Here is an 11,997-nt window from a genome sequence, read left to right on the forward strand (position 1 = left end):
CATCTCAACGCCGTTCAGATTGATCTGGAGTTGCGCCATGTGCCCCACTGACCCCACGCCTCTCGCCTCCGACGGCGCGCCGGATGTGCTCCAGAGCCCCCCGCCCGTCGTAGCGGGACCTCCCGTCGAGGTGTCCGCGGGCGTTTTCGTCATCCCTGACCGCCGCGTCGAGTTGGTCCCCAACATCGGCATCGTCCTCGGGGAGAAGGCCGCGCTGGTCATCGACACCGGCATCGGCCCCCGCAACGGCGCGCTGGTGCTGGAGCAGGCCCGGCGCCTGGCCGGCGACCGCCGCCTGTACCTGACCCTCACCCACTTCCACCCTGAGCACGGCTTCGGCGCGCAGGCGTTCAAGGGCGCCGCCACGATCGTCTACAACAGCGGCCAGCGCGCCGAACTGCGGCGCAAGGGAGCCGGCTATCTCGGCATGTTCAAGGGCCTGAGCCCCGCGGTCGCCGCCGAACTCGAAGGAGTCGAACTGGTCGACCCCGATCTGGTCTACGAGGGCGAGGCCGAGATCGACCTCGGCGGCCGTACCGTGCTGCTGCGCGAGTTCGGTCCCGCGCACACCGGCTCCGACCAGGTCGTCCTCGTGGACGGCCGGGTGCTGTTCGCCGGCGATCTGCTGGAGACCCGCATCTTCCCGATCGCGCCGTACTTCCCGCCCCACGACACCGATGTGGACGGCGAGGGCTGGATCGGCGTGCTCGACCAGCTCGCCGCACTCGCCCCGCAGACCGTCGTTCCCGGCCATGGCGAGGTCACCGATGCCTCGCTCATCCACGACGTCCGCGACTACCTCGCCTACGTCCGCGACGAGGCCCTGCGGCTGCGCGAGTGCGGCACCAGCGCCGATGAAACGGTCGCCGCCATCGACAAGAACGCCCGTGCCCGCTGGCCTTCCTGGGAGCGCCCCGAGTGGATCGGCCTCGCCGCCCGCGCCTTCTACGACACCCACGCATCGGCCTGAGCGGCATCACCCTCACGCCCCGCCGGGACTCCGCAGCGGGCGCCCGGAATTCGCGCGGAGGGATCCCGTGGCGACCGCGTGCGTTCTGCCCGTGCCCCAGTGATTCCGGCGGGTTCAGTGCTCGCAGAGGGAGAATTCTCGTTCGTAGAGCTGATCGTTGTGTTCGGCGACGAAGAACTTGCGTTCCCGCATGAGCTGTTCGCGGTGTTCCTTCGCCTGTTCGAGCGTCATGGTCGAGGTGTCGGACCACGGTTGCTGCGGTGGCACGTCGGAGGTGGAGACGATGCTTTCCGACGGGTCGACCAGGAAGAACGCGAGGATCTTGCGGTGCCCCGGGCGGGTGGTGTCCGTCAGGCGGAACGAGCCGACGCGGTGCTGCAGGACGTTCGGGAACGCCAGGCAGCGGCCCGCCGGGGTCGATGCCGATCCCAGCGTCTGGTTCAGGGCGTCCTCGTCCTCCAGGCCGTAGACCTCGCGCAGACCGTTGTCGTCGTTCTGCTCGTAGCTCGGGTCGTCGAGCGCCGCCCGGAAGCTCAGCCGGCTCTCGGTGATGTTCTCGCTGTCCCAGTAGTAGATGCCGGTCGAGACGATCCGCTCGTTCATCATCCCCTCGACGTGCCAGGAACCGCCGGCGTACTCGGGCTTGTCCGGGGTGAGGTGGATGGTGGCGAGCTTGACGATGACCTGGAGACGGCGGCCGCGCAGGTCGACCCGGTCGGATGCGCCGGGCCGTTCGGGCGGGGTGAAGTCCGGGGCGTCCGGGATGACCGGGCTGCGGTTCTCCCACCAGTCGTCCAGGGCCAGTTCCCACGCGCTCAGGGCTTCCGCGTAGGCCTCGTCGTCGCCGTGGGCGGACTTTTCCGGACGCTGAGGTTCCGAGTCGTACCAGCCGTAGGGATCGGCCTCGATCCGCAGGGGCCGGGGGTGGCGCAGATCGGTGAGCACGTTCTCGAACAGCGGGCGCAGGCGCGCGAACAACTCCGGCAGGACGGATGCCAGCTCGCGGTGAACCTCGGGGTGGACGTTGTTGACGTACGAACGGAAGGCGACGTCGCCGTCCTCACTGACGTCGACGTCGGTGGGCAGCCACTGGAACTTCTCCGAGAACTCGTACCTCGAATAGCGGTCCGTCGGATTCAGCCAAGCCCGCTCGGGGCCGCCGCTCACCTCGTTCACCAGGCAGAACAGCGAGGGATGGACCAGATCCAGTACCTGGCCGTCGGAGCCGGGGTGCCAGTCCTTCTCCGCCTCGGGGACCTGTTCCAGAACCCGGACCGCCTCGCGCAGCCGGGACCTGAGCCCGTCGTCGACCAGCGCGTCCGACTGCCACACCCCGTCGACGGCGGACACCTCGACGCCGGTTCGCCCGTCCCGCAGCGCCGCGTAGTGCGCGAGTTCCGCGAGGACGTAGCGAACCTGCGCCTCGGTGAGGCCCTGGCCGAGCGCTTCACGCGTCCACCTGGCGACGACGTCGGCGTCGTTCCTCTTGTCGAACCATCCCGGCTTCGCCCGAAGGTGTGCGCTGCACCGCATCATCTCCAGCTCCCGCAGCGTCCGGGGTGCGGCGAAGGCTATGGAACGGGATGTGTGGAAGGGCAGCGGGAAAGCAGACAGGCCGGTCACTTCTTCAGGTCCTCTGACTCGATGTGCGGTGGCCGGAAGAATACTTCAGGGCACTGACACCGGGACCGGCGCCGAGGAGAGGCGCCGAGGACTCCACCTGGCGGCGCTCAGCGGTTGTTGCAGACCCGGTTGAAGGAGCGGTTGGCCGCCTGGCTCCAGGCCTGCCAGTAGGCGTCGCTGTGCTGCGCGCCGGACTTGTCCGCCACCGGCTTGGTCTCGCAGCTCTTCTTGGCCGCCGCCGCGCCCGCCTGGGTGCCGGCCGCTCGGCCCTGGGCTACGTCCCGCCGGGAACCCGGCTGGAGGGGCGGGGTCGTGTTCTGCGGGTTCTGGGGCTTCGGTGTCGCCGCCGTGCCCACCCTCTTGCAGTTCACGAAGACGAAGTTCTGGTTCTCGTTCGCCGCGAGGACGGTGTAGTCGACGTTCTTCTGGAAGCGCTGCACGCGGAAGGTTCCGTCCGGGCCCACCGCCAGGTCCACGGTGGACTCGCCGTCGTTGAGCTTGCGGGGCGCCGTGAAGCCCTCGCCCGTGATCGTGACGTACGTGTCGTTCGGCCCGGGCGTGACCGTACAGCTGGCGGCCGGTGCCGCCGCGTCGGCGGCCGGTGCGAGGACGACGGCGCCACCGCATACGACCGAGGAGGCGAGCAGGGACGAGACCACGGCGCGTCGGGTGCGTCGGTACATGAGGGTGCTCCCATCGGATGTCGAGGAAGGGAGGGAGGGGCGGGGCGGCGCATCGCCGGTGCCCGCCCCACTCCATGCTCCCCCGGCCACCGGGGGGTGTCGACCGGGAGCCCTGGTTCCCGGTCGTGGGGCGGGCTCCGCGGCCGGTCAGAGGGTCGGGGGACAGGCGGTCAGAGGGCCAGGGGGAGGGCGGTCAGGCCGCGGGTGAGGCGGGTCCGGCGCCAGCTCAGGGACTGCTCGGGGACGGCCAGGCGGATGTCCGGGAAGCGGGTCACCAGGGTGCGGAGCGCGATCTCCGCCTCGGCGCGGGCCAGTGGGGCGCCCGGGCAGCGGTGGATGCCGTGGCCGAAGGAGAGGTGGCCGCCGGCGTCGCGGTCGAGGTCGAGGCGGTCCGGTTCGGGGAACGCCGCCGGGTCGCGGTTTGCGGCCCCGGGGGCGATGAGCACCGGGAAGCCCGCCGGGATGTCGACCCCGCCGACGCGCAGGTCCTCCGTGCTGTGGCGGAAGGTGGCCACGCTCACCGGGGAGTCGAAGCGCAGCAGTTCGTCCAGGGCGCCGGGGATCAGGTCCGGGTCCCGGCGCAGGCGGTCGAACGCCTCCGGGTGCCGGAGCAGGGCCAGGACGGCGTTGCCGATGAACTGGGTGGTGGTCTCGTGCCCGGCGACCAGGAGGAGGGCGGCCAGGGAGACGGTCTCGTCCCGGTCGAGGCCGCCCTGGTCGCAGTCGCGCAGGAGGGAGTGGAGCGGGCCCTCGCCGGGGGTGGCGCGGGCCGTGTCGACGAGGTGGGTCAGGTAGTCGCCGATCCGGTGCGACGCGGCGTCGACACGGCCGTTGTCGGTCGCGTCGAAGAGGTCGTGGGACCAGCCCGCGAGGGCGGCGCGGTCGGACTCCGGCACCCCCAGCAACTCGCAGACGACGGTGACCGGCAGGGGCACCGCCAGCTCCGCCACCAGGTCGACCTCCGCGCCCGGCCGCCACGCGGCCATGAGGCCGTCGACGACCCGGGTGACGTACGGGCGCAGTTCCCGGACGCGTCCGGTGGTGAACAGGGGCGTCGCCACCCGCCGGTGGCGGGTGTGCGCGGGCGGGTCGCTCGCCAGCATGTTGCGGGAGAGCGCCGGGTGCAGGTCGCGGTCCGAGGGCCGGCCGGCGAAGAAGCGGGCCGTGTCCTTCGACAGACGGGGGTCGGTGAACGCCTCGCGGGCCTCGGGGTGGCCGGTGATCAGGTACGCGTGGTGCCCGCCGGAGCCGGTGGGGACGCGTTGCACCGGGCAGCCTTCGCGCAGCCGGTCGTAGGTGGGGTAGGGGTCGGCGAAGAAGCGCGGGTCGCGCAGGGGGTCCTGCCGGGGGGCGGTCACGAGGCCGCGCCCGCGTGCTCGGGCGCCGGGCGCCGCGCGTAGGCGGCCGCCACGAGCAGCAGCCACGCGGTCTCCGCCGGGAGGTCGCCCTTGCGGGAGCGGGTGCCGGCGGCGGGCGGGGCCTCCTCGCCGTCGAGGGGGAGTCCGGAGCGCTTCGCCTCGACGGCCGCGGCGATGACCGCCGCCTCCACCTCGGCCTCGCCCCCGGGGGTGCCGGCCGCGCCCCGGCGGGCGACCTCGGCGGCCACGGCGTCCCGTACCGATGCCTGACGGTACCGGCGCAGGGCCAGCACGCAGTCGTTGATCTCGATGACCCGGCGGTGGAGGTGGAAGTCGAGGTCGTGGGTGTCGGCCTCGGTGTTGCCCGGGTCGAGCACCACCTCGGGGACCGCCGAGGTGACCTCCCGCCACAGGGGCTCCAGCGCGGTGAACGAGTTCCGCTCCCAGCGGCGGCGGCGCAGTTGGCTGAGCGGCCACAGCAGGGCGGGGAGGGTGAGTCCGGCGGTGATGAGGAGGACGGCGACGGCGGGCGCGCTCACGCTGAACGCGCAGCGCACGGGCGTCAGCGGCGTCGAGCACCGGGCGTGGTCGGGCACGAGCCCCAGGCCGAGCCCGATGGAGACCAGGGCGAAGAGCTTGTACGCGGCGTAGACGAGGGCGAAACCACAGCCCACCGAGGTCGCGCGCAGGCCCCAGCGCTGACTGCGGCGGGTCGAGCGCTTGGACTGCGCCCAGGTCTGGAGCAGGAAGTCCTTGGCCGTGTAGCCCAGGTAGGAGATGTAGATGAGCACGTAGCACGCGTACAACACCGGGCTGCGCCCGGTGAGTTGTTCGGCCGCGAAGAAGGCGGTCATGCCGGCGACGCAGACCGCGAGGGCGATGACGCGCAGCCGGATCTGCCGGTGGGCCCGTTCGCGCTCCAGATTGAGCTGGAAGAGGAAGGCGAGGACCGAGGTGGCCGCCGTCAGGGTGAAGGTGTTGCTGAGGAGCCGGGCGACGTGGGGGACCACCGATTCGACCGCGCGCTCCACGGCGGGCGCGTAGGAGGCGAAGGCGAGGGCGAACGAGGTCAGCAGCGCCGCCATCGCCCAAGTCCCCCTGGGGCGGTGTCCGCCGCGCCCCCGCACCCAGTAGGCGGCGAAGCACAGCAGCACGACGGCCGTGCCCGTGAACACGATGTTGATCATTTTCGGTGGCGTTTCTTCCTGTGCGGCTCGGCGAACAGCGCGTCCCAGCTCTCCGCGCCGCTGGCGGGCCGGATCGACGGACTTTCGCGTCCCCGGTACATGAGTTGGCGGATCACGCTGGCCATCACCTCGGCCTCGCGTTCGTCCTCGCTGGTGTAGCTGGTCCGGCCGGACATGCGCCGCACGAGGGTGGGGTCGAACCCGATCGCGCGCAGGGTGTCCTGGTCCAACTCCAGGCTGCCCGGGTGGTCGCAGATGATGTGGCTGATCTCGTGGGCGAGGATGTGGTTCTGGTGGAGGGGGGAGGTGGCCTCCTCGTAGAACAACAGGTCGGCGTCCGGGGTCTCCAGGCGGATTCCGCACGGTGCGTCCATGGCGCCCAGGGTGCTCAGGGGGCGCAGGACGATGGGACGTCCGCGCTGCTCGGCCACGGCGTCGCGGAGGTCACGGGTACTGAAGCGGTGCGGGAGCCGAAGCGCCTCGACGCGCGCCTCACACGTGGCGCGAAGCTGCTCAAGGTCCATGTCCTCACTCTGGTGACGCCGGCCGGCCGGGGCGCACCTCTCCCTGGAAGCCCGGTACGCGCGCGTCCCCATGCTGACATGTTCGTGACTCCGCCCCGAGGCCGGGGTGCCGCCGGAACGGGGCCGGCGCGCGGCTCAGTCGTCCAGGTTGAGGTCCTGCCCGCCGTCGTCGGTGGTGAGCCCTTCGAGCTTCCGGGCCTGTTCGATCACGGTGGACAGCATCTTCAGGCTGTCGACGCTCAGCCCGTTGGCGCGCAGGGCCACTTTGCGGACGTCCTGGTCGCGCATGGCGGCGAGGAGGCCGATCTCCGCCTTGGTGCGCTCGGCCGCCGCGCTGTCGACGAAATAGCCCGCCGGTACGCCGAAGAAGTCGGCCAGGGCCTTGATGGTGTGCCGCGTCGGGTTCCGCTTGGCGCCGGTGCGCAGTTGCTGGATGGCGCTCGCCGTCACCCCGCGCCCCTCTCCGGTCGCGGCCTTGCGGATGCCCTCGGCGACCTCCGCGTAGGTGTAGGGCCCCCGGGAAGGGGGGTGCACCTCGCGGAAGAGGTGGTCCAGGAGTTGGGCGAAGGTGGGCGACTGGTCATCCTCCACGTACACGACCTCCTTGGTGTGATGCCGAGCCTTTGCCCACCACAGTGTTTCTCGAAGCCCCTCGGGCTGGCCCCGGCAACACTTTGGTTGACGCCGGACAGTCACTCTGGTGTACGTTACCAATGCTTCGCCGCCACTGAAGTGTTGAGGGGGGAGTGGTGGCGTTGCCGGCGGGTCGAGGTCGAGCTTCACGGGGGTGGGCTCGGCCGAAGGCCCGGAGCGCCGTGGCCGCGCCGGAACGGTTCCGTCCCGCCCGGCGCGCGGCGACGCCGGGGGGAGGCGCGGGCCTGCGCCGCCGTCCGCCGACCACACGGTCGGCGGACACCCCCACGGCCCCGCCCCCGCCCCCCGCCGGCCCAGCCCGAGCGTGCCGCTCCAGGCGGCGCTCGCCACCGCCACCACCGCCTGCCCCACAGGTTGTTTGCTCTTCTATCCTGGCGGCGCCACCTCATTGCAAACCGCTGAAGGTCGGCGACAGCGGCTGGAGTTGCTCCTCACCAGTCTCTCCTGAGGCCTCTTCAACGCCGAGATGGCCCGTGGCCCCCGCCTGACCGTGGGGGCCGCGGGCCGTTTCGTCGGGCTTCGGCCGCGGTTTTCACCACTTCGGAACGACAGGCTCCCCACGGGGTGCCTTACCGGAAAGTCAGGTCTCGTTGAACAGAAGTTTCCGCAGAGCGGCGTCGATAGCCACGGCGACGGCTGCCGTGGCGGCCGGCCTCGCGGCGGTGGCCACCCCTGCGCTGGCCGTTGACTCCAACCCCGTGTTCTCCCAGTCCAGGCAGGATCAGGTGCTGCCGCCCGGTGTTCTATGGCAGAACGGGATCGGGCTCGTCTCTGGTGTCGCGCGCGGCAAGATGATCTACGCGTTCTCCACGAAGCCCCTGGACGGGCCGGTGGCCGCGGCCGATGGGCTGCCCGCCTCCTTCGCCAAGCGGTCCAACATGTGTGAGGAGGTCGAGGGGGCGACGTCGGTCTATGCCTGTTCGGTGTGGGACGACGAGAAGCCGAACTTTCTCCTCGGCCAGGACACCGCCGACTTGACGACGGTTTACGAGGGCTACGCCTACGTCCCCCGGGGCGGTGACCTGCAGGCTGCCGTCGCGGCGGCGCAGAGCGCCGGCACCCGCCCCAGCAGCCCGACCGGCGGCGCGACCAAGCTGACGGTGAAGAGCCTGGAGCGGGCCGCGCGCAACACGGCTACCTTCCACACGCCCGATGTCCCCGCCGGTGCGTCCGTGCGCCACCGTGTCGAGGTGCACGCGCTGGACGCGGGCTGGCGGAACTTCGTGTACTTGCCGGGCGAGGGATCACCCGACCGGGCGTTCACCCCGCTGGCGCGACTGAGTGACGTGACCACCAGCGAAGGCATGTCCTGCACGTTCGGGCCGGCCATCGGCTTCTACCAGACGAACGGCAGCTGCACGTACCCTGCGGGCGAGCACTGGATCGAGTACACCCTCACGGTGCCCGCGGGCAGCGGCACGACGCCGCTGGTGGTCGACACCACCAGCAACATCTACACCAGTGGCCCCAGCCAGCGGGCCAAGACCTCCTTCAGCACGGGTAGCGGAGCGCCGCGTCGGCTCCACTACCTCCTCGCCCGTGACGGTGGCGGTCAGCTGTTCCGGTACTGGGGGGACGGCGAGGACTCGCTGGCCGGTGACCGGGCCCTGATCGGCGGCGGCTGGAACACGTACGACCAGCTCACCAAGCTGACTTCGGTCACCGAGTACCTCAGCTACCGGTCCGACACGCCGGCCAGTGTGGTGGCCGGGACCGGAGAGGTCGTGGGCCGTGATGCCTCGGGCGTGCTGTGGCACTACCGGCGGCAGTTCGGCGCCCAGAGCGGTTTCGCGGACCGCACCCGGGTCGGTGGCGGCTGGAACGTCTACGACCAGCTGATCGGCGCCGGTGACATCTACCGGGACGGGAAGCCGGACCTGCTGGCGCGTGACAAGGCCGGTGTGCTGTGGCTGTACAAGGGCACCGGCAACCCGGGCAGCCCGTTCCAGGACCGGGTTCGGGTCGGTGGCGGCTGGAACGTGTACGACCAGCTGATCGGCTCCGCGGACATCACCGGCGACGGCCGCCCCGACCTCCTCGCCCGTGACAAGGCCGGTGTGCTGTGGCTCTACAAGGGCAATGACAACCCGACGGTTCCGTTCGAGGACCGCACCCGTATCGCCGGTGGCTGGAACGTCTACGACCAGTTCAGCCTCGTCGGTGACATCACGGGCGACAACCGCGCCGACCTCGTCGCTCGCGACGCGGCGGGCGTGCTGTGGCTCTACAAGGGCAACGGCAACCAGCCCGTCCCCTTCGACGACCGCACCCGCGTCGGCTCCGGTTGGAACACCTACGGGCAACTTCTCTGATGACCTGACCGAACGCCCGTGAGGGTGCTCCGCGGGAGCGGCGGCCGGCCCGTGTGCGCGGGCCCACCTTTCAGGCCCGCGCACACGGGGCCGGCCGCCGCAGGGCCGGCATCGAGGGCTCCGGCCCAGCTGCCGTGCTGCGGCTTCAGGCGGGCGGGTGGTGCCAGGGGATTTCGGCCCATACCTGTTTGCCGCCGCTCAGGGGGACCGAGCCCCAGGCCGTCGTCGTCGCCTCGACGATCAGCAGGCCGCGGCCGCCCGTCGACTCCCAGCTCACCCAGGGCGGTTTGACGGGGCTGCGCGGCGAGACGTCGTTCACGGCGATCCGCAGCCGGTCCGCCGACAGGGTCAGGTCCATGCCCACCTCGCCCTGCGTGTGCGCGATGGCGTTGGTGACCAGCTCGGACACGACCAGCAGGGCCGCGTCGAGTTCCTCCACCACGCCCCAGGAGCGCAGGGTGCGCGCGGTGAACCGGCGCGCGTGCAGCACCGCGTTGGGCAGCCGCCACACCGTCCAGTGGCTCCGCCGCGGCCGGTCCCCGGTGCCGTCGTACCGCAGCAGCAGCACCGCCACGTCGTCGTCGCGGCGGCCCACGCCCACGACCAGCTCGTCGGCGACCCTTCCGGGATCGGCCGGGTTGGCGGCGGCGAGCACCTCGCACACCCGTCGCATGCCCTCCTCCAAGTGCAGCCTGGCGGACTCGACCAGACCGTCCGTCAGCAGGACGAGCAGGGTGCCGGGGAGCAGGCCCACCTCGGTCATGGGGAACTCGGCCTCCGCGAGCACCCCCAGCGGGGGCCCGCCCTCGACCGCCAACTCCTCGGCCACGCCGTCGGGATGGCGCAGCAGCGGCGGCAGATGACCGGCCCGTACGAACCTGGCGATGCCCTCCTCCATGTCCAGGTCCACGTACGCGCAGGTGGCGAACAGATCGGTCTCCATGCCGGCGAGCAGCCGGTTGGCCCGTGCGACCACCACGTCCGGCGGGTGCCCCTCCACCGCGTAGGCCCTGACCGCCGTGAGGATCTGGCCCATGATGGTGGCGGCTCCCGCGCTGTGCCCCTGTACGTCCCCGATGACGAAGGCCACATGACCGGCGCTGAGCGGGATGACGTCGTACCAGTCGCCGCCGACTTCGAGTCCGGCCGTCGCGGGCAGGTAGCGGGCCACGGCGACCCCGCCCGCCAGCTCCGGAAGCTTGCGGGGGAGCAGACTGCGCTGGAGCATCGCGGCCAGTTCATGGCCCGCGTCCAGCGCGTGGGCGCGCACCAGCGCCTGCCCCACCAGCCCCGCGGTCGCGGTCAGCAGCGAGCGCTCCTCCGGTCCGAACCGGTGCTCCGTGTCCCAGCCCACCAGGCACACCCCGACCATCCGGCCGTCGGCGGGCAGCGGGAGCACCGCGAGACCGCCGGGCCCGACGCCCAGCAGACCGGGTTCGAGGGCCGCGCCCGGCGGCCACAGGCTCATGTGGCCCCCACGGACCGCGCTGCGCAGGGTGGGCAGGTCGTTGAGCGGCACGTCGGGCCACTCGGACCGCCATTCCGAGCGCCAGACCTCGGGCCAGGCATCGGGTTCCGGAGGGTCGAGGGCGGTGACGATGAGCCGCTCGGGCTCCAGTTCGCCGACCGCGACCCGGTAGGCGCCGAGCGGTTCGCGCAGGGCGGCGACCACCAGCCGGCTGACCTCCCGGATCGTCGCCGCTCCCGCGAGCGTGGCCGACAGCCGCTGTACGAGGGAGACCTCGTCGGCGCTGGGGCGCAGATAGGTGGCATCGGCGACCACGCCCAGGACGCGCCGCGGCGTGCCACCGGCGTCCACCTCCACCCGGCAGCGCAGCCCCAGCCAGCGCAGCTCCCCGTTGGGGCGGCGGATACGGAACGCCAGCTGCTGCCCGGTGGCGCCCGCCAGCCGGTCCGGCTCCACGATCGCCATCAGCGCGGCCATGTCGTCGGGGACGGCGCAGGCGAGCACGGTCTCCACCTGCCCGTCGAACCCCTCGGGAGACAGACCGAGCAGGTCCAGCACGTGCGCGTGGGCCTCGATGCGGCCGGTGCCCAGTTCCAGGATGAACGCGCCGCCCTGGTCGGGCACCAGGGACTGGCTCAGATGCGCCTGCGGGGCCTTGCGCCCGGCGAAGCGGGCGGCGACGGACGCGAGCCCCGCCGCCACCTGGTCCGCGTAGAGCTCCAGCAGGCTGCGGTCGTCGGCGCTGAAGCCGTCACCGGCCTCCCCGGCGACGATCAGGCACCCGAGCTCCTGTTCGCCGTGGCCCAGTGGCAGTGCCCCCAGCGAGATCGTGGCCGGGGTGTCGGGGTCACCGGGCCGGACCCGGGTGGGGAAGTGATGGGGATCGTCCTCGATGAAGGTGGCGAGTTCCTTGGGGTTCAGCCACAGCGGGCTGCCGGAGCGGAAGGCGTTGGCGGCGGGCGAATGGCTGTCCACGGAGAGGATCGCGGGCAGTCCGTAGAGGACGCCCCGGTTCCCGGTCAGCTCGGCGAGATGCAGTTCCCTGCCCTGGTCGGCGACCACGTAGACAGCGGCGAGCTCAGCCCCACAGAACGCGAAGCGATGACTGGGCACTGTCCCTACCACCTCCGTCCGAAGGCCGGCGACCGTCCTCTCCCCATGCTTCGCGCCCGGGACCGTCCGGGCGAGTCGGACCAGGGCCGCCCGCCGCCGCGGACC

The 11,997-nt window shown here is 71.8% G+C and carries 9 protein-coding genes; 2 read left to right on the forward strand and 7 right to left on the reverse strand.

Annotated elements, in window-relative coordinates:
• Nucleotides 1–37: 37 nt before the first annotated feature.
• Nucleotides 38–970 (forward strand): MBL fold metallo-hydrolase, encoded by a 933-nt coding sequence (locus IE248_RS21865; protein ID WP_190031458.1) that lies wholly within the window; start codon nt 38–40, stop codon nt 968–970.
• Between the two features lie 114 nt (nt 971–1,084).
• Here IE248_RS21865 and IE248_RS21870 read toward each other — a convergent pair whose 3' ends face one another.
• The 6 genes from IE248_RS21870 to IE248_RS21895 all read right to left on the reverse strand — a co-directional run bounded on the left by IE248_RS21870 (nt 1,085) and on the right by IE248_RS21895 (nt 6,936).
• Entirely contained in the window at nt 1,085–2,593 is a 1,509-nt protein-coding gene (locus tag IE248_RS21870) for a DUF4246 domain-containing protein (RefSeq protein ID WP_190031459.1), read from the reverse strand.
• Nucleotides 2,594–2,700: 107 nt separating this feature from the next.
• Nucleotides 2,701–3,276 (reverse strand): hypothetical protein, encoded by a 576-nt coding sequence (locus tag IE248_RS21875; protein WP_037795057.1) that lies wholly within the window; start codon nt 3,274–3,276, stop codon nt 2,701–2,703.
• A 170-nt stretch (nt 3,277–3,446) separates the two neighbouring features.
• On the reverse strand, nt 3,447–4,634 hold the full coding sequence (locus IE248_RS21880) for a cytochrome P450 family protein (RefSeq protein WP_190031460.1): 1,188 nt from the start codon (nt 4,632–4,634) through the stop codon (nt 3,447–3,449).
• Entirely contained in the window at nt 4,631–5,821 is a 1,191-nt protein-coding gene (locus IE248_RS21885; RefSeq protein WP_190031461.1) for an MAB_1171c family putative transporter, read from the reverse strand. The genes IE248_RS21880 and IE248_RS21885 overlap by 4 nt, the downstream gene beginning before the upstream one ends.
• Nucleotides 5,818–6,345, reverse strand: coding sequence for a M48 family metalloprotease (locus tag IE248_RS21890; protein ID WP_073794460.1), 528 nt, complete (start codon nt 6,343–6,345; stop codon nt 5,818–5,820). The genes IE248_RS21885 and IE248_RS21890 overlap by 4 nt, the downstream gene beginning before the upstream one ends.
• Before the next feature lie 135 nt (nt 6,346–6,480).
• A complete protein-coding gene (locus tag IE248_RS21895; protein WP_008743477.1) occupies nt 6,481–6,936 on the reverse strand; it encodes a helix-turn-helix domain-containing protein in 456 nt (151 codons plus the stop codon).
• A gap of 653 nt (nt 6,937–7,589) precedes the next feature.
• Here IE248_RS21895 and IE248_RS21900 point away from each other — a divergent pair.
• Nucleotides 7,590–9,311 (forward strand): FG-GAP-like repeat-containing protein, encoded by a 1,722-nt coding sequence (locus tag IE248_RS21900; protein ID WP_190031462.1) that lies wholly within the window; start codon nt 7,590–7,592, stop codon nt 9,309–9,311.
• A gap of 145 nt (nt 9,312–9,456) precedes the next feature.
• Here the strand turns inward: IE248_RS21900 and IE248_RS21905 are convergent, their stop codons facing one another.
• Entirely contained in the window at nt 9,457–11,892 is a 2,436-nt protein-coding gene (locus IE248_RS21905; protein ID WP_190031463.1) for a SpoIIE family protein phosphatase, read from the reverse strand.
• Between the last annotated feature and the right edge of the window lie 105 nt (nt 11,893–11,997).

Source organism: Streptomyces goshikiensis (assembly GCF_014650555.1).
GTDB lineage: Bacteria > Actinomycetota > Actinomycetes > Streptomycetales > Streptomycetaceae > Streptomyces > Streptomyces goshikiensis.

Excerpts from the sequence above, each read along its gene's own strand:
- IE248_RS21865 (WP_190031458.1), top strand. The coding sequence starts at position 38 with ATGTGCCCCACTGACCCCACGCCTCTCGCCTCCGACGGCGCGCCGGAT.
- IE248_RS21875 (WP_037795057.1), bottom strand. The coding sequence starts at position 3,276 with ATGTACCGACGCACCCGACGCGCCGTGGTCTCGTCCCTGCTCGCCTCC.
- IE248_RS21885 (WP_190031461.1), bottom strand. The coding sequence starts at position 5,821 with ATGATCAACATCGTGTTCACGGGCACGGCCGTCGTGCTGCTGTGCTTC.
- IE248_RS21890 (WP_073794460.1), bottom strand. The coding sequence starts at position 6,345 with ATGGACCTTGAGCAGCTTCGCGCCACGTGTGAGGCGCGCGTCGAGGCG.